At 70.6% G+C, this 15835-nt stretch carries 16 protein-coding genes; 7 read left to right on the plus strand and 9 right to left on the minus strand.

The features are described 5' to 3' along the window. Nucleotides 1-170: 170 nt before the first annotated feature. Nucleotides 171-2450: an NADP-dependent malic enzyme gene (locus FA743_RS01135; protein WP_136884048.1), complete on the minus strand. Its 2280-nt coding sequence runs from the start codon at nt 2448-2450 to the stop codon at nt 171-173. Between the two features lie 150 nt (nt 2451-2600). Between FA743_RS01135 and FA743_RS01140 the strand changes: the two genes are divergently transcribed. From FA743_RS01140 to FA743_RS01165, 6 genes are all read left to right on the plus strand, one after another. Then, nucleotides 2601-2993 carry a cytidine deaminase gene (locus FA743_RS01140; RefSeq protein ID WP_136884049.1) on the plus strand — a complete coding sequence of 131 codons (393 nt, stop codon included), beginning with the start codon at nt 2601-2603 and terminating at the stop codon, nt 2991-2993. Continuing rightward, complete coding sequence (locus FA743_RS01145; RefSeq protein ID WP_136884050.1) at nt 2990-4270, plus strand: thymidine phosphorylase; 1281 nt, start codon at nt 2990-2992, stop codon at nt 4268-4270. The genes FA743_RS01140 and FA743_RS01145 overlap by 4 nt, the downstream gene beginning before the upstream one ends. After that, nucleotides 4267-5445 carry a phosphopentomutase gene (locus FA743_RS01150; RefSeq protein WP_136884051.1) on the plus strand — a complete coding sequence of 393 codons (1179 nt, stop codon included), beginning with the start codon at nt 4267-4269 and terminating at the stop codon, nt 5443-5445. Before FA743_RS01145 ends, FA743_RS01150 begins: the two co-directional genes overlap by 4 nt. Further along, complete coding sequence (locus FA743_RS01155) at nt 5442-6401, plus strand: adenosine deaminase (RefSeq protein ID WP_169308728.1); 960 nt, start codon at nt 5442-5444, stop codon at nt 6399-6401. The genes FA743_RS01150 and FA743_RS01155 overlap by 4 nt, the downstream gene beginning before the upstream one ends. Further along, a complete protein-coding gene (gene upp, locus FA743_RS01160; protein ID WP_211242175.1) occupies nt 6401-7030 on the plus strand; it encodes a uracil phosphoribosyltransferase in 630 nt (209 codons plus the stop codon). The genes FA743_RS01155 and upp overlap by 1 nt, the downstream gene beginning before the upstream one ends. Nucleotides 7031-7096: 66 nt before the next feature. Then, the gene (locus FA743_RS01165; RefSeq protein ID WP_136884054.1) at nt 7097-8110 is read left to right on the plus strand and encodes an SPOR domain-containing protein; all 1014 of its coding nucleotides are present in this window, start codon (nt 7097-7099) and stop codon (nt 8108-8110) included. On the opposite strand, the gene hemE is transcribed toward FA743_RS01165, so the two are convergent. Further along, nucleotides 8107-9135: a uroporphyrinogen decarboxylase gene (gene hemE / locus FA743_RS01170; protein WP_136884055.1), complete on the minus strand. Its 1029-nt coding sequence runs from the start codon at nt 9133-9135 to the stop codon at nt 8107-8109. The two genes, FA743_RS01165 and hemE, sit on opposite strands and share 4 nt — an antisense overlap. A gap of 75 nt (nt 9136-9210) precedes the next feature. Here hemE and hemC point away from each other — a divergent pair, with 75 nt between their 5' ends. Then, nucleotides 9211-10149 (plus strand): hydroxymethylbilane synthase, encoded by a 939-nt coding sequence (hemC, locus tag FA743_RS01175; protein ID WP_211242176.1) that lies wholly within the window; start codon nt 9211-9213, stop codon nt 10147-10149. 45 nt (nt 10150-10194) lie between these two features. On the opposite strand, the gene lexA is transcribed toward hemC, so the two are convergent. The 7 genes from lexA to FA743_RS01210 all read right to left on the minus strand — a co-directional run bounded on the left by lexA (nt 10195) and on the right by FA743_RS01210 (nt 15778). Then, nucleotides 10195-10914, minus strand: a complete 720-nt coding sequence (lexA, locus tag FA743_RS01180; RefSeq protein ID WP_136884057.1) for a transcriptional repressor LexA — start codon at nt 10912-10914, stop codon at nt 10195-10197. A 97-nt stretch (nt 10915-11011) separates the two neighbouring features. Continuing rightward, on the minus strand, nt 11012-12190 hold the full coding sequence (locus FA743_RS01185) for a molybdopterin molybdotransferase MoeA (protein WP_136884058.1): 1179 nt from the start codon (nt 12188-12190) through the stop codon (nt 11012-11014). Further along, the gene (gene moaC, locus FA743_RS01190) at nt 12187-12660 is read right to left on the minus strand and encodes a cyclic pyranopterin monophosphate synthase MoaC (protein ID WP_136884059.1); all 474 of its coding nucleotides are present in this window, start codon (nt 12658-12660) and stop codon (nt 12187-12189) included. The genes FA743_RS01185 and moaC overlap by 4 nt, the downstream gene beginning before the upstream one ends. Beyond that, nucleotides 12657-13448, minus strand: coding sequence for an indole-3-glycerol phosphate synthase TrpC (trpC, locus tag FA743_RS01195; RefSeq protein WP_136884060.1), 792 nt, complete (start codon nt 13446-13448; stop codon nt 12657-12659). The genes moaC and trpC overlap by 4 nt, the downstream gene beginning before the upstream one ends. 94 nt (nt 13449-13542) lie before the next feature. Beyond that, a complete protein-coding gene (locus FA743_RS01200) occupies nt 13543-14175 on the minus strand; it encodes a uracil-DNA glycosylase (RefSeq protein ID WP_136884061.1) in 633 nt (210 codons plus the stop codon). After that, nucleotides 14172-15191: an anthranilate phosphoribosyltransferase gene (trpD, locus tag FA743_RS01205; protein ID WP_136884062.1), complete on the minus strand. Its 1020-nt coding sequence runs from the start codon at nt 15189-15191 to the stop codon at nt 14172-14174. The genes FA743_RS01200 and trpD overlap by 4 nt, the downstream gene beginning before the upstream one ends. Beyond that, complete coding sequence (locus FA743_RS01210; RefSeq protein WP_136884063.1) at nt 15188-15778, minus strand: anthranilate synthase component II; 591 nt, start codon at nt 15776-15778, stop codon at nt 15188-15190. The genes trpD and FA743_RS01210 overlap by 4 nt, the downstream gene beginning before the upstream one ends. Nucleotides 15779-15835 lie beyond the last annotated feature (57 nt).

A 15835-nucleotide genomic window follows, 5' to 3' on the forward strand; every position in this document is an offset into this window, starting at 1 on the left:
GATCCTGTCGCAGGAAGGGGGCGGTCGCGCAACAGTGTTAGCGGCAGCAGAGGGTCGCACGCGGTGGATTGTCACCAGAACCGCCGCAAGGGTTTGCAAAGCCGCCCTCGCTGCAAACCCCTGCCCGCAGCGCCCCTGATTCTGCAGAACCCGGGGCGCTGCGATGCGAATCAGCCGTAATGCGTGACCGGGGTGCCGGCCAGGACGCTCATGTTCAGCAAGCCGCGGGTGGTGATGGACGGCGTGACGATATGCGCGCGGTTGCCCATGCCCATCAGGATCGGCCCGACCTCCAGCCCGCCCGCCCGCATCTTCAGCGCGTTCCGCACGCCCGAGGCCGCGTCGGTGCCCGCGAAGACCAGCACATTGGCCACGCCCTCCAGCCGCGATCCGGGAAATATCCGCTCGCGCAGCTCGGGGTCCAGCGCCGCGTCGACATGCATCTCGCCATCATACGTGAAATCGGGGGCGCGGGCGTCCAGCATGGCCAGCGCGTCGCGCATCTTGCGGCCCGAATAGCTGTCGGTATTGCCGAATTGCGAATGGCTGCACAGCGCGATCTTGGGCGGCAGGCCGAAGCGGCGCACATGGCGCGCGGCCCCCATCACCGTCTCCATCACCTGCTGGGGGGTGGGGTCGTTGTGGCATTGGGTGTCCGCGATGAACAGCGGGCCGTCCTCGAGGATGATCATCGACAGGGCGGCCACCGGCTCCAGCCCGTCGCGGGCCAGGATCTGACGCACATATTGCAGATGCCAGCTGTATTGCCCGAAGGTGCCGCAGATCAGGCTGTCGGCCTCGCCGCGATGGACCATGACCGCACCGATGGCGGTGGTGTTCGTGCGCATGATCGCCCGGGCGATGTCGGGCGTCACGCCGCGCCGCGCCATCAGCCCGTGATAGGTCTCCCAATAGTCGCGATAGCGGGGGTCGTTCTCGGGGTTCACGATCTGGAAGTCGCGCTCGGGCCGGATCGGCAGGCCCGCGCGTTCGGCGCGCATGGCGATGACGTCCGGGCGGCCGATCAGGATCGGCACGTCGGTGGTCTCCTCCAGCATGGCGTTGGCGGCGCGCAGCACGCGCTCGTCCTCGCCCTCGGCAAAGACGATGCGGCGGGTGACGGTCGCGGCGGCCTCGAAGACCGGGCGCATGATCAGCCCCGAGCGGAAGACCGAATCGTCCAGCTTCTGCTTGTAGGCGGTCAGGTCGGGCAGGGGGCGCGTGGCCACGCCCGTCTCCATCGCCGCCCGCGCCACGGCGCTGCTGACCACGCCCATCAGGCGCGGATCGAAGGGCTTGGGGATCAGGTAGTCGGCGCCGAAGGTCAGCGTCTCGCCGCGATAGGCGGTGGCGGCCTCGGCGGCGGTGGTGGCGCGGGCCAGCGCCGCGATGCCCTCGATGCAGGCAATCTTCATCTCGTCATTGATGGTCGTGGCGCCCACGTCCAGCGCGCCGCGGAAGATGAAGGGAAAGCACAGGACGTTGTTGACTTGGTTGGGAAAATCGCTGCGCCCGGTGGCGATGATCGCATCGGGGGCGACGGCGCGCGCGGCCTCGGGGTCGATCTCGGGATTGGGGTTGGCCAGGGCGAAGATGATCGGGCGCGGTGCCATGCGGCCCACCATCTCGGGCGTCAGCACGCCGGGACCGGACAGGCCCAGGAACAGGTCGGCGCCGTCGATCACCTCGGCCAGCACGCGCTTGTCGGAGGCTTGGGCGTAGGCGGCCTTCTGCGGGTTCATGTCGACCTCGCGGCCCTCGTGGACCAGCCCGTGGATGTCACACAGCCAGACGTTCTCGCGCTTCACGCCCAGCTTCAGCAGCATGTCGAGGCAGGCGATCCCCGCCGCCCCGCCGCCGGTCGAGACGATCTTGATGTCCTCGAACGCCTTACCCGCGATGCGCAGCGCGTTGGTCGCGGCGGCGCCCACGACGATGGCGGTGCCATGCTGGTCGTCGTGAAAGACCGGGATGTTCATGCGCTCGCGGCAGATGCGCTCGACGATGAAGCAGTCGGGCGCCTTGATGTCTTCCAGGTTGATGGCGCCGAAGGTCGGTTCCAGCGCGCAGACGATCTCGGCCAGCTTCACAGGGTCGGGCTCGTCCAGCTCGATGTCGAAGCAGTCGATATTGGCGAATTTCTTGAACAGGACCGCCTTGCCCTCCATCACCGGCTTGGAGGCCAGAGCGCCGATATTGCCCAGGCCCAGTACGGCGGTGCCGTTGGTGACCACGCCCACCAGATTGCCTTTGGTGGTATAGCGCGCGGCGGTCTGGGGATCGGCCTTGATCTCGAGGCAGGCTTCGGCGACGCCCGGCGAATAGGCGCGCGCCAGATCGCGGCCGTTGGCCATGGGCTTGGTGGCCCGGATCTCCAGTTTGCCCGGATGCGGGAACTCGTGATAATCGAGCGCCGCCTGTCGCGCGCTGTCCTGCCTGCGGTCTTCCATCTCTGCGACTCCGGTTTTCAGAATTGGTTTACCGTTAAACCAAATTCTCCATGACGAACAGCGCGCTTGTGCCAAGCCATGCGCGGCCTTGCGCCTTGCGCGGCGCGGGCGCAGATTGGCCGCCGGGATCACGGGTCAAGGGGACGGACCATGTCACTTCTGCAGGCGGCGCGCGAGGTGCGCGAACGGGCCTATGTGCCCTATTCCCGCTTCAAGGTCGGCGCGGCGATCCGCGGCGCCTCGGGCACCATCTATCGCGGCTGCAATGTCGAGAACGTCGCCTATCCCGAAGGCACGTGTGCCGAGGCAGGCGCCATCGCCGCGATGGTCGCCGCCGGCGAGACGCGCCTGACCGAGGTGGTGGTCATCGCCGACAGCCCCGGCCCGGTGCCCCCCTGCGGCGGCTGCCGCCAGAAGCTGGCCGAATTCGCCGATGCCGACGTGCCGGTGCTGCTGGCCACGACCGACGGGGCCGAGATGCGCACCACCGTGGGTGAGTTGCTGCCGGGGCGCTTCGACGCGGGCCACATGGCGCGCACATGACCGATCCGCGCCCCGTGATCTCGGCCATCCGCGACGGGCGCGGGCTTGACGGGCCGGGGGCGGCGCTGATCGCGCAGGGGCTGGCCGATGGATCAGTCAGCGACGCGCAGGCCGGCGCCTTCGCCATGGCCGTGCTGACCCGGGGCGTGGGGCCGGCGGGCCGCGTCGCCCTGACGCGCGCCATGCGCGATTCGGGCCATGTGCTGCAATGGGACCTGTCGGGCCCGGTGGTGGACAAGCATTCGACCGGGGGCATCGGGGACACTGTCAGCCTGGTGCTGGCGCCGCTGCTGGCCGCGCGGGGGGTCTTCGTGCCGATGATCTCGGGCCGGGGTCTGGGCCATACCGGCGGCACGCTGGACAAGCTGGAGGCGATCCCCGGCTATCTCTGCGACCAGCCCGAGGACGCGTTCCGCCGCATCGTGCGGCAGGTCGGTTGCGCCATCGTCTCGGCCACCGGCGACGTGGCGCCCGCGGACCGGCGCCTCTACGCGATCCGCGACGAATCGGGCACGGTCGAATCGATCGACCTGATCACGGCCTCGATCCTGTCCAAGAAGCTGGCGGCGGGGCTGGATGCGCTGGTGCTGGACGTCAAGGCGGGCTCGGGCGCGATCCTGAAGAAGCCCGACAGCGCCGGGCGGCTGGCGCAGGCGCTGGTCGAGACGGCGAATGGCGCGGGCTGCCCGACGACCGCGCTGATCACCGACATGGACCAGCCGCTGGCCCGCAGTGCCGGCAACGCGCTGGAGGTGAGGGAGGCGATCCGCACCCTGCAGGGCGCCCCCGGGGCGCTGCGCGATCTGACCCTGGCGCTGGCCGCCGAATGCCTGGCGCTGGCCGGACAGTCCATCGAGGGGCTGGAGGCGGTGCTGGACGGGGGCGCCGCCGCCGAGGTCTTCGGCCGCATGGTCGCCGCGATGGGCGGGCCGCGCGACCTGATGGAGCGTCCCGAGGCGCACCTGCCCCGCGCGCCCGTCATCCGCCCCGTGCCCACCCGCGAGGGCCGAGTGGGACGCATCGACGTGACCGCGCTCGGCCATGCGGTGCTGGCGCTTGGCGGCGGGCGGGTGCGCGCGGGCGAGGCGATCGACCATAGCGTGGGGCTGGACGGTCTGGTCAAGCTGGGCGAGCCGGTGGGCCCCGACCAGCCGCTGGCCATGGTCCATGCCGCCGACGAGCTGGGGGCCGAGGTCGCCATCGCCGCCGTGCAGGCCGCCTACACGATGGGCGAGGGCGCCCCCGGCCCGCTGATCCGCGCGCGGATCACCCGGTGAGCCGGGCCTTCCTGATCGTGCTGGACAGCCTCGGGATCGGCGGGGCGCCCGATGCGGGCGAGTATTTCAACGACGGCCGTCCCGATACCGGCGCCAACACGCTGGCCCATATCGCGGCGGCCCACCCGCTGCACCTGCCGGTGCTGGACGGGCTGGGCCTCGGCGCGGCGCTGCGCCTCGCCTCGGGCGCCGACGCGCCGGGACTGGGGGCCGAGCCGCAGGGCCTCTGGGGCGCGGCGACCGAGGTCTCGCGCGGCAAGGACACCCCCTCGGGCCATTGGGAGATGGCGGGCGTGCCGGTGCCGTGGGACTGGACCTATTTCCCCGACACCCGGCCCGCCTTTCCGCCCCATGTGACCGCCCGGATCTGCGAACTGGCCGGGACCGGGGGGATCTTTGGGGATTGTCACGCCTCGGGCACCGAGGTGATCGAGACCTTCGGGGCCGAGCATCTGCGGACCGGCTGGCCCATCTGCTACACCTCGGCCGACAGCGTGCTGCAGATCGCCGCGCATGAGGACGCCTTCGGCCGGGACCGGCTGATCGCCCTCTGCCGCGATCTGGCGCCGATGCTGCACCAGATGCGCGTGGGCCGGGTCATCGCGCGGCCCTTCACCGGGACGCCGGGAAACTTTCGCCGCACCGCGCATCGCCGCGATTTCGCCATCGCCCCGCCGGGCGACACGATCCTGGACATCGCGCAGGGGGCCGGACGGGTCACCCATGGGATCGGCAAGATCGGCGACATCTTCAGCCATCGCGGCATCACCCATCTGCACAAGGGCGGATCGGACGCCGATCTGGCCGATCATCTGATCCGCCTCGGCGGGACAGCCGAGCCCGGCAGCCTGACCTTCGCCAATTTCGTCGAGTTCGACGCGCTCTACGGCCACCGCCGCGATATCGCGGGCTATGCCCGGCATCTGGACTGGTTCGACACGGTCGCGGGGCGCTTTCTGGCGACGCTGGCCCCCGGCGATCTGGCGATCTTCACCGCCGATCACGGCAACGACCCCGGCTGGCACGGCACCGACCACACCCGCGAACGGGTGCCGGTGCTGGGGCATGGCGCGGGCTGCCGCAGTATCGGGCTTGTGGGCTTCAGCGATATCGGGGCATCGGTGCTGTCCCATCTGGGCCTTCCCGCCCTCCGACACGGAGCCAGCTTCCTGTGAAGAAGATCGAACTGCACCTGCATCTGGAGGGCGCCGCGCCCCCCGATTTCATCCGCAGCCTGGCGGGCGAGAAGCGCCTGACGCTGGACGGCGTCTTCGACGATCGCGGTGCCTATGCCTATGACGATTTCGCGGGCTTCCTGCGCTGCTACGAAGGCGCCACCCGCGTGCTGCAGGGCCCCCGCGACTATGCCCGCCTGCTGGCCGAGGTCCTGGACCGCTGCGCCGAGGAAGGCGTGATCTATGTCGAGCTGTTCGTCTCGCCCGAGTTCTGCGGTGGCGGCGACCTGTCCGCCTGGCGCGACCACCTGGCCGCGATGACCGAGGTCGCGGATGCCGCGCGCCGGGACGGCATCGACAGCCGTGGCATTGTCACCGCCATCCGCCATTTCGACCCCGACCGCGCCCGGCGCAGTGCCATCTGCGCGGCCGAGACCGCCGGCGGCTGGATCACCGGCTTCGGCATGGGCGGCGCCGAGCAGGTCCACAAACCCACCGATTTCGCCTGGAGCTTCGACTGCGCGGCCGAGGCCGGGCTGGGCCTCACCTGCCACGCGGGCGAATGGGGCGGCCCCGACAGCGTCCGGCAGGCGCTGGATCTGGGCTGCACCCGCATCGGCCACGGCGTCCGCGCCATCGAGGATCCGGCCCTGGTCCGCGATCTGGTCGAGCGCAACATCACGCTGGAGGTCTGCCCCGGCTCGAACATCGCGCTTGGCGTCTACCCAAGCTGGGACGCCCATCCCATCGCGCGGCTGGCCGATGCGGGGGTGCGGGTCACGGTGTCGACCGACGATCCGCCCTTCTTCCACACCACGCTGCGGGCCGAATACGACCGGCTTGCCTCGACCTTTGACTGGGGCGATACCGAGTTCCGGCAGATCAATCTGTGGGCAGCCGAGGCCGCCTTCTGCGACGCCGCCACCCGTGACCGCCTGAAAAAGGAATTCGCCTGATGCCCCATCTGACCGTCGTCGATCACCCTCTGGTCAGCCACAAGCTGTCGATCATGCGCCAGAAGGACGTGTCCACCGCCGGCTTCCGCCGCCTCTTGCGCGAGATCAGCCTGCTGCTGGCCTATGAGGTCACGCGCGAGCTGGAATTGACCACCATGCGCATCGAGACCCCGATGTGCGAGATGGACGCCCCCACGCTGGAGGGCAAGAAGCTGGCCCTGATCTCGATCCTGCGGGCCGGAAACGGGCTGCTGGACGGCATTCTGGAGCTGATCCCGGGCGCGCGGGTGGGCTTCGTGGGCCTTTACCGCGACCCCGAGACGCTGAAGCCCGTCGAATACTACTGCAAGGTGCCGCGCGAACTGGATGCGCGCATGACCATCGTCGTCGATCCGATGCTGGCCACCGGCAATTCCTCGGTCGCGGCCATCGACATGCTGAAGGAGCGCGGCGCCAAGAACATGCGCTTCCTGTGCCTGCTGGCCGCCCCCGAAGGGGTCGAGCGCATGCGGCAGGCCCATCCCGACGTGCCGATCTTCACCGCCGCCCTGGACGAGCGGCTGGACGATCACGGCTATATCGTGCCGGGCCTGGGCGATGCCGGCGACCGGATGTTCGGCACGAAATAAGCCCGCGCCCGTTAACCGCCCCTTCAGGCTTCTGCGCTAGCTCTGGGCGCAGGACAGGGGGTGCGGATGGACGGGCGCTGGCGGATCGTGGCGGTGATGATGACCTTGGGCGCGGTGGCGCAGGCGGCCCCCCGCCCGCCGCCGCCGGACGGCTTTTCCGGGGCGCAATATATCGACGCGCAGGGCTGCGTCTTCACCCGCGACGAGGTCGGCTGGACGCCCCGGATGGACGGGCAGGGGCGGGCGATCTGCGGCTTTCCCCCCAGCATGACCGCGCGCCGCACCGATCCCGGTGCCGACCGCGTGCTGCCCCTGACCGAGGACGCCCCCCCCGATGTCGAGACGCTGCTGATGGAGCAGCTGTCGCGCGATCTGCGCCCCGGCGAATGGACCGCCGATCCGCGCCCGGCCGAGACCCGGTCCGAACCCGCGCCCTCGCGCCGCCTCGACCCGGTCCAGACCGCCCTCGAGGATGCCATGGCCGTGGCGCCTGCACTGCGCGAGGCCTCGGGGTTGGGGGGCTCCTCCGATCTCTGCGCGCGCCTTGGCTATCGCCCGGACCCGGAGGGGACGCGGCAGGGCCTGTCCCTGGGCCTCTGCCCCGGCATGCGCGTGGCCCCGCTGACGATCGGAACGGTGCAGGTGGTGGCGCCGGACGGGCCGCCTGTCCCGCTGCCGCCCGCCACTGTCGCCGCAGCCCCCGCCATCCCGGCCCCCCCGAAGGCGGCCCCCGGCCCGGTGGTCCGGGCGCGTCCCATCCCGGTGGCGGCGCCGGCGCGATCTACAGCCGTCGCCAAGGCTTCAGCACCCCGTCCCGCCGCGACGTCGACCGAGGGTCCGGAAATGATCCCGGCCTCGGCCCGCTACGTGCAGATCGGCGCCTATGGGGACGAGGCGGCGGCCAAGGCCGCGATGCAGGATCTGTCCGGGCGCGGCTATGCGGTGGGTCAGGGCCGGGTCAAGGGCGATGCCTCGTCCCTGCGGCTGGTCATGGCCGGGCCCTTCGCGGACCGGCGTGCGCTGATCGTCGCGCTGAACGACCTGCGCCGCAGCGGCTATCCTGCTGCCGTGGCGCGCTAGGCGCTGCGCACCGCCTCGATCATCCGCGCGACATTGTCGGGATCGGCGTCGGGGGTGATGCCGTGGCCCAGGTTGAAGACATGCGGCCCGCCGCGCAGGCTGCGGGTGATCCGCTGCGCCTCGGCGACAAGCTCGGGCCCGCCCGTGACCATGTGACGCGGGTCCAGATTCCCCTGCACGCAGCCGTCGACCTGCAGCTCGGCTGCCGCCCATTCGGCCGAGACCGAATTGTCCAGCGCCAGGCAATCCGCCCCGGTGGCCTTGGCAAAGCCCACATAGCGCGGCCCTGCCTCGCGCGGGAAGGCGATGACCGGCACGCCGGGATGGCGGGCCTTCAGCGCCGCGATGATGCGCGCGATCGGGGCCAGCGAGAACTCGTCGAAATCGCGGCCCTTCAGGCTGCCGGCCCAGCTGTCGAACAGCTTGACGACCTCGGCCCCGGCCTCGATCTGGCGCGACAGGTAATGGATGGTCGCCTCGGTGATCAGGTCGATCAGCGCCGCGAAAGTCGCGCGGTCCTGGTCTTTCAGCAGATGCGCCGGGCCCTGATCCTTGGTGCCCCGGCCCGCGACCATGTAGGTCGCGACCGTCCAGGGCGCACCGGCAAAGCCGATCAGCGCGGTCTCGCGCGGCAGTTCCGAGGACAAAATCTTCACGGTTTCGTAGATCGGCGACAGGGTCGCGTCGATCTGGTCCGCCGGGCGCAGCTGTGCCAGATCGGCGGCCGAGGTGACGGTGGACAGGCGTGGGCCTTCCCCGGTCACGAACCACAGATCCGCCCCCAGGGCCTGAGGAATCAGCAGGATGTCGGCGAATAGGATCGCCGCGTCGAAGCCGAAACGCCGCAGCGGCTGCAGCGTGACCTCGGCGGCCAGTTCGGGATTGTAGCACAACGACAGGAAATCGCCCGCCTGCGCGCGCGTCGCCCGGTATTCCGGCAGATAGCGCCCGGCCTGGCGCATCATCCAGATCGGCGGGGTGGGCAGGGTCTCGCCGGCCAGGGCGCGCAGCAGAAGTTTGGTCATGGGGCCTCCTGCCGCCCCTTGAAGGCGAGGCGACAGGCGTTGTCAAGCGCGGCCCCCCCGGCTATGCGAGGGCGCATGACACAGATGCCCACCTCCTCCCGCCCCCTCCGGATCGGCACGCGCGGCTCGATCCTGGCCCTCGCGCAGGCGCATGAGACGCGCGACCGGCTGATGGCCGCGCATGATCTGCCCGCTGACGCCTTCGAGATCGTCGTGATCCGCACGACCGGCGACCGCATCACCGACCGACCCTTGAAGGAGATCGGCGGCAAGGGCCTGTTCACCCGCGAGATCGAGGAGGCGCTGAGCACCGGTGCCCTCGATCTGGCCGTCCATTCGATGAAGGACATGCCGACGCTGCAGCCCGACGGGCTGGTCATCGACTGCTATCTGCCGCGCGAGGATGTCCGCGATGCCTTCGTGAGCCTTGCGGTCGCCTCCATCGCGGATCTTCCCCAGGGCGCGGTGGTCGGATCCTCCAGCCTGCGACGCCGCGCGCAGCTGGCCCATCGCCGCCCCGATCTGCAGCTGGTCGAGTTTCGCGGCAACGTGCAGACGCGGCTGAAGAAGCTGGAGGATGGCGTGGCGCTGGCCACCTTCCTGGCACAGGCCGGGCTGAACCGCCTGGACATGGCCCATGTCGCCCGAGGGCCTATCGACCCCGACGAGATGCTGCCCGCCGTGGCGCAGGGCGCGATCGGTGTCGAACGGCGCCGGGATGACGACATGGCGGCCCGGCTGCTGGCGCCCATCCATCATGCCGAGACCGGCCTGCGCATCGACGCCGAGCGGGCCTTCCTTGCGCGGCTGGACGGGTCCTGCCAGACGCCCATCGCGGGTCTGGCAGAGCTGTCCGGCGATCGGCTGATCCTGCGCGGCGAGATCCTGCGCCCCGATGGCAGCGAGGTCGTGGCCGGGCGTCGCGACGGACTTGCCACCGAGGGCAGCGCGATGGGCGACGATCTGGCCCGCGAATTGCTGCAGCGCGCCGGGCCGGGCTTCCTGCAGGTCTGACGGCCCTTGTCGGGCACGGCCAGGACCGCCGTGCCCGACGAGGTTTCAATAGGTCCGGATCAGCCCGACCAGACGGCCCTGGATGCGCACGCGGTCGCCCGGCAGGACGCGCGTCTCGTAGGAGGGATTGGCGGCCTCCAGCGCGATCATCGCGCCCTTGCGGCGATAGCGCTTCAGCGTGGCCTCCTGGTTGTCGACCAGCGCCACGATGATGTCGCCGGTCTCGGCCGTGTCCTGCTCGCGAATCACCACCACATCGCCGTCATTGATCCCGGCCTCGATCATCGAATCACCGGTCACCTCCAGCGCATAGTGATGTTCGCGGCCGGTCAGCATCGTTCCGGGCACCGAGATGTGATGGGCCACTTCCGAGATCGCCTCGATCGGCACGCCGGCGGCGATCCGTCCCATCAGCGGCAGTTGCACCGAGGGGCTGTCGGCCACGGTCAGGGCACCGCGCGGACGGGCGGGCCGCGTGTTGGCGATCACGCGAGGGGTAAAGGGCACGCGCCCCTCTTCCTGGGGTGCGGGACTGCCCAGATGGGCCAGCGCGTCAGGCAGGCGCACCACCTCCAGCGCGCGGGCGCGGTGGGGCAGGCGGCGGATGAAGCCCCGCTCCTCCAGCGCGGTCACCAGACGGTGGATGCCGGATTTCGAGCGCAGGTCCAGCGCATCCTTCATCTCATCGAACGAGGGCGGCACACCGTCGCGCATCATGCGCTTCTGAATGAACTCCAGCAGTTGGATCTGCTTTTTTGTCAACATGGCCCTCGCCTCTTTCATCTGTTCCGCCTATGTTCTAACCGATGCACCGAATCCCGTCAATCATCTGACGGGGCCAAGGTAAAAATCCGGTTAATTCTCAGTGCGAAAGCGGAATGAAGGCGACCTGATCGCCGACATTGCGGACGGGATCGAGGGGCGGGCGGACCAGCAGCGCATCGGCTCGGGCCATCAGCGCCAGCCGGGCGCTATCCTGATCCGAGAAGGGGGTGATGCCGGGCAGGTCCTCGCCGGGCGTCAGGCAGGCGCGCAGATAGTGCTGGCGCGGGCCTTCGGCGGGCAGATCGCAGGTCAGGCGCGCGTGCTGCAGCGGCGGAACCGGCGGCAGACCCAGCATCGCGCGGATGATAGGTTGCATGAAGAGAACGCCGCAAGTCATTGCCGAGACAGGGTTTCCCGGCAGGCCCAACATCGCGGCATGGCCCATCCGGCCGGCCATCAGCGGCTTGCCCGGGCGCAGCGCGACCTTGTAGAAGGCCTGGTCGACGCCGTGTTCGGCGGACAGCCTGCCGATCAGGTCGTGATCGCCGACCGAGGCGCCGCCGATGGTCACCAGCAGTTCCGCCCCTTCGGCGGCGGCGAAGCCCTCGCGCAGGCTGGCCTCGGTGTCGCGGGCCAGCGGCAGGATTAGCGGCTCGCCCCCCGCGTCGCGGACCAGCGCGGCGATGGCCAGATCGTTGGAGCTGACGATCTGGCCCGGGGCGGGGTCGGTGCCCGGCGGTACCAGTTCATCCCCGCCGGCCAGAATCGCCACGCGGGGGCGGCGGGCGACGCCGACATGGGCCACGTTCATCGCCGCCAGCAGGCCGATCCGAGCCGCGGTCAGGCGGCAGCCGGGCTCCATCCGGTCGCCTTCGGCAAAATCATTGCCGCGCGGGCGGATGTTGCTGCCGCGCGAGCGGGTGGTGACGGTGATGCGGTCGCCGTCGCGGTCGATATTCTCTTGCAGTTCCACATGGTCGTAGCCGGCAGGGACCGGGGCGCCGGTGAAGATGCGGATGGCGGTGCCGGGACGGGGGCTGCCGTCCCAGGGATGGCCGGCGGCGCTGGTGCCGATCACCTCAAGCCGGTCCCACAGGTCGGCCGCCCGCATCGCATAGCCGTCCATGGCCGAGGCGTCGAAGGGCGGCTGCGTCAGGCGCGAGACGGCGGGCTGCAGCAGCGCGCGGCCCTGCGCCTCGGCCAGCGGCACGGTTTCCGGGCGCGGCGCCGAGGCCAGTGCCAGGACGCGGGCCAGCGCCTCCTCGACGGTGATCATGGCGCCGCCTCGTAGAGGCCGGACTTGCCGCCCTCCTTGCGGAGCAGGTGGACGCCCTCGATCCGCATGGATTTCTCGGCGGCCTTGAGCATGTCGTAGATGGTCAGGCAGGCCACGGTGACGGCGGTCAGCGCTTCCATCTCGACCCCGGTGCGGCCGGTGGTGCGGACCGTGGCGGTGACGCGGATGCCGGGCAGGGCGGGGTCGGGGACCAGTTCCAGCGCGACCTTGGCGAGGGGCAGCGGATGGCAGAGCGGGATCAGATCGGCGGTGCGCTTGGCGCCCATGATGCCCGCCAGCCGCGCGACGCCCAGCACATCGCCCTTGGCGGCACCGCCCTCTGCCAGCGCCAAGGTGGCGGGCGACATGATCACCACGCCGGTCGCCACCGCCTCGCGCATGGTTTCGGACTTGGCCGAGACATCGACCATATGCGCCTGCCCGGCGGCGTCGAAATGGGTCAGCGTCATGGGGTCACGTCCAGGATCGCGCGGGTGGCCGCCGCCACGTCGTCCTGCCGCATCAGGCTTTCGCCGATCAGGAAGCGCCGGGCGCCGACCTGCATCATCGCCCCCAGATCGGCGGGGGTGAAGAGGCCGCTTTCGCAGACCAGCTGCCGGTCGGCGGGGATGCGCGGGGCCAGGTCGCGGGTGACATCCAGCGTCACCTCGAAGGTCCGCAGGTTGCGGTTGTTGATGCCGATCAGCGGGGATCTGAGGCGCAGGGCGCGGTCCAATTCGGGGGCGTCATGCACCTCGATCAGCACGTCCATGCCCCAGTGGATCGCGGCGTCTTCCAGATCGCGGGCCAGCGCGTCCTCGACCGAGGCCATGATGATCAGGATGCAGTCGGCGCCCCAGGCCCGCGCCTCGGCCACCTGATAGGTGTCATGCAGGAAATCCTTGCGCAAAGCCGGCAGGTCGCAGGCCGCGCGGGCCGAGGTCAGGAATTCGGGCGCGCCCTGGAAGCTGGGACCGTCGGTCAGCACCGAGAGGCAGGCGGCGCCGCCCTGCTGATAGGCGCGGGCCAAAGCGGGCGGGTCGAAATCGGGGCGTATGAGGCCCTTGGAGGGGCTGGCCTTCTTGATCTCGGCGATCAGGGCCGGGCCGGTCGCGGCGGCGCGGTCCAGCGCCCGGGCAAAGCCGCGCGGCGCCGGGGCCTGACGGGCCTCGGCCTCCAGCGCGGACAGGGGACGGGCGGCCTTGGCGGCGGCGATCTCGTCCAGCTTGTAGGTCTTGATAGTCTCGAGAATGTCCATGGCGTCGTTGTAGCGCCCCGTGTCCGGCGGGGAAAGGGGGCGCTGCCCCCGTCCTGACGGACTCCCCCGGGATATTTTCGGACCGCTGCAGGGGTCAGGCGGTCCAGTCGATGGGCGCGCGGCCCTGATCCTGCAGCCAGGCATTGATGCGGCTGAAGGGGCGCGACCCGAAGAAGCCGCGCCGGGCCGAGAGGGGCGAGGGATGGGCGGTGGCGATCACCAGATCCTGCGGGCGCGGCAGGCCCTTGAGCGTCTTTTGGGCATGGGCGCCCCAGAGGAGGAAGGCCAGCGGCTGATGGCGCTGCGCCTCGGCCACGGCCTCGCGGGCAAGGCGGTCCCAGCCCCATCGGGCATGGGCGCCCGCCTGGCCCGGCAGGACGCTGAGGGCGCTGTTCAGGAGCAGGACCCCCTGCGCCGCCCAGCCCGAGAGATCGCCGGTGGCGGGGGTGGCGCCGATATCGTCGCGCAGTTCGGTATAGATGTTTTTCAGCGAACGCGGCAGCGGGGTCTCGGGCGTGACTGAGAAGGCCAGGCCATTGGCATGGCCCGGGGTGGGATAGGGGTCCTGGCCCAGGATCACCACACGCGTGTCCTGCGGCGGGGTGGCTGTGAGCGCCGCGAAGAGGTGCTCGGGTCCGGGCAGGAAGTCCCGGGGCAGGCGGTCGCGCAGATCGGGCCAGGTGTCGGTGAAGAAGGGCAGATGCGCCCAACATTCGGGCGGGGTCATGCCGCAGGCACGCCGGTGATCCGGGCGAGGGCCTCCAGCCGGGCCTTGGCGGCACCGCTGTCGATCGAGGTGGCGGCCAGCACGGCGCCCGCGCGCAGGTCGGGGACATGGCCGGCGATCAGCAGGGCCGCTGCCGCGTTCAGCAGCACCGCGTCGCGATAGGCGCCGGGAGCGCCGTCGAGCAGCGCCCGGAAGGCGGCGGCGTTCTGCGCGGGCTCGCCGCCGATGATCTCCTCGAACGGGTGGCGGGGCAGGCCGGCATCCTCGGGGGTGATGGTGAATTCGGTGATCCGACCGTCCTTCAGCTGGGCCACCTGGCTGGGGGCGGCGATCGACAGCTCGTCGGTGCCGTCGCCGCCATGGACCAGCCAGGCGGCGTCCGAGCCCAGATCGCGCAGCACCTCGGCCATGGGACGGATCCACTGGGCGCTGAAGGCGCCGGTCAGCTGGCGGCGGACCGAGGCCGGGTTGGTCAGCGGGCCCAGCAGGTTGAAGACCGTGCGCGTACCCAGTTCGGCGCGGGGCGGGCCCACATGGCGCATCGCCGGATGGTGCATCGGCGCCATCATGAAGCAGATGCCCGCGCCGTCCAGCGCGGCTTGCGCCACGGCGGGCCCGCCCATCACGTTGATGCCCATCTGCGTCAGCGCATCCGCCGCACCCGATTTCGACGACAGGTTGCGGTTGCCGTGCTTGGCCACCGGAACGCCGGCGCCCGCCACCACGAAGGCCGTCGCGGTCGAGATGTTCAGCGTGCCCTTGCCGTCGCCGCCGGTGCCCACGATGTCCATCGCGCCCTGCGGCGCGGTCACGCGGGTCATCCGGGCGCGCATGGCACGGGCGGCGGCGGCGATCTCGGCCACCGTCTCGCCGCGGACGCGGAGCGCCATCAGCAGGCCGCCGATCTGCGCCGGAGTCGCGGCGCCATCGAAAAGGGCCGAAAAGGCGGCCTCGGCCTCGGGGCCGGTCAGGGGGCGGGTGGCACTGATGCCGATCAGGGGGCGGATGTCGGTCATGCGGCGTCCTTGCGGGGCGTGCAGCGAGTCAGGAAGTTGCGGATCATCTCGTGCCCATGTTCCGAGGCGATGGATTCGGGATGGAACTGCACGCCCTCGATGGGCAGGTCGGCATGGACCAGCCCCATGATCGTGCCGTCATCCGAGGTCGCGGTGACGCGCAGGCAATTGGGCAGGGTCTCGGGCTGGACCGTCAGCGAATGATAGCGCGTGGCGTTCAGCGGCGAGGGCAGGTCGGCGAAGACGCCGGTGCCGTCATGGGTGATCGCATCGACCTTGCCATGCAGGATGCGGGTCGCGCGCACCACATGGCCGCCGAAGGCCTGCCCGATCGCCTGATGGCCCAGGCACACGCCGAAGAGCGGCACGGCCCGCTCGGCCGCCGCCCGGATCAGGTCAAGGCAGATCCCCGCCTGCGCCGGATCGCAGGGGCCCGGCGAGATCACGATGCCCTCGGGCGCCATGGCCAGTGCCTCGTCGACGGTCAGCTGGTCGTTGCGGCGCACGGTCACCTCGGCCCCGGCCTCGCCCAGGTAATGGACCAGGTTCCAGGTGAAGCTGTCGTAATTGTCGATCAGAAGGATCATGGCGCGCACCTTGGGGCAGGATGGGGAGGCAGGGGGACGGCGGCGGTTTCCCCCCGC

Source organism: Paracoccus gahaiensis (assembly GCF_005048225.1).
In the GTDB taxonomy this organism is placed as follows: domain Bacteria; phylum Pseudomonadota; class Alphaproteobacteria; order Rhodobacterales; family Rhodobacteraceae; genus Paracoccus; species Paracoccus gahaiensis.

Coding starts and splice junctions, on each gene's coding strand:
- FA743_RS01135 (WP_136884048.1), bottom strand. CDS start 2,450: ATGGAAGACCGCAGGCAGGACAGCGCGCGACAGGCGGCGCTCGATTAT.
- FA743_RS01140 (WP_136884049.1), top strand. CDS start 2,601: ATGTCACTTCTGCAGGCGGCGCGCGAGGTGCGCGAACGGGCCTATGTG.
- FA743_RS01145 (WP_136884050.1), top strand. CDS start 2,990: ATGACCGATCCGCGCCCCGTGATCTCGGCCATCCGCGACGGGCGCGGG.
- upp (WP_211242175.1), top strand. CDS start 6,401: ATGCCCCATCTGACCGTCGTCGATCACCCTCTGGTCAGCCACAAGCTG.
- FA743_RS01165 (WP_136884054.1), top strand. CDS start 7,097: ATGGACGGGCGCTGGCGGATCGTGGCGGTGATGATGACCTTGGGCGCG.
- hemE (WP_136884055.1), bottom strand. CDS start 9,135: ATGACCAAACTTCTGCTGCGCGCCCTGGCCGGCGAGACCCTGCCCACC.
- hemC (WP_211242176.1), top strand. CDS start 9,211: ATGACACAGATGCCCACCTCCTCCCGCCCCCTCCGGATCGGCACGCGC.
- lexA (WP_136884057.1), bottom strand. CDS start 10,914: ATGTTGACAAAAAAGCAGATCCAACTGCTGGAGTTCATTCAGAAGCGC.
- FA743_RS01185 (WP_136884058.1), bottom strand. CDS start 12,190: ATGATCACCGTCGAGGAGGCGCTGGCCCGCGTCCTGGCACTGGCCTCG.
- moaC (WP_136884059.1), bottom strand. CDS start 12,660: ATGACGCTGACCCATTTCGACGCCGCCGGGCAGGCGCATATGGTCGAT.
- trpC (WP_136884060.1), bottom strand. CDS start 13,448: ATGGACATTCTCGAGACTATCAAGACCTACAAGCTGGACGAGATCGCC.
- FA743_RS01200 (WP_136884061.1), bottom strand. CDS start 14,175: ATGACCCCGCCCGAATGTTGGGCGCATCTGCCCTTCTTCACCGACACC.
- trpD (WP_136884062.1), bottom strand. CDS start 15,191: ATGACCGACATCCGCCCCCTGATCGGCATCAGTGCCACCCGCCCCCTG.
- FA743_RS01210 (WP_136884063.1), bottom strand. CDS start 15,778: ATGATCCTTCTGATCGACAATTACGACAGCTTCACCTGGAACCTGGTC.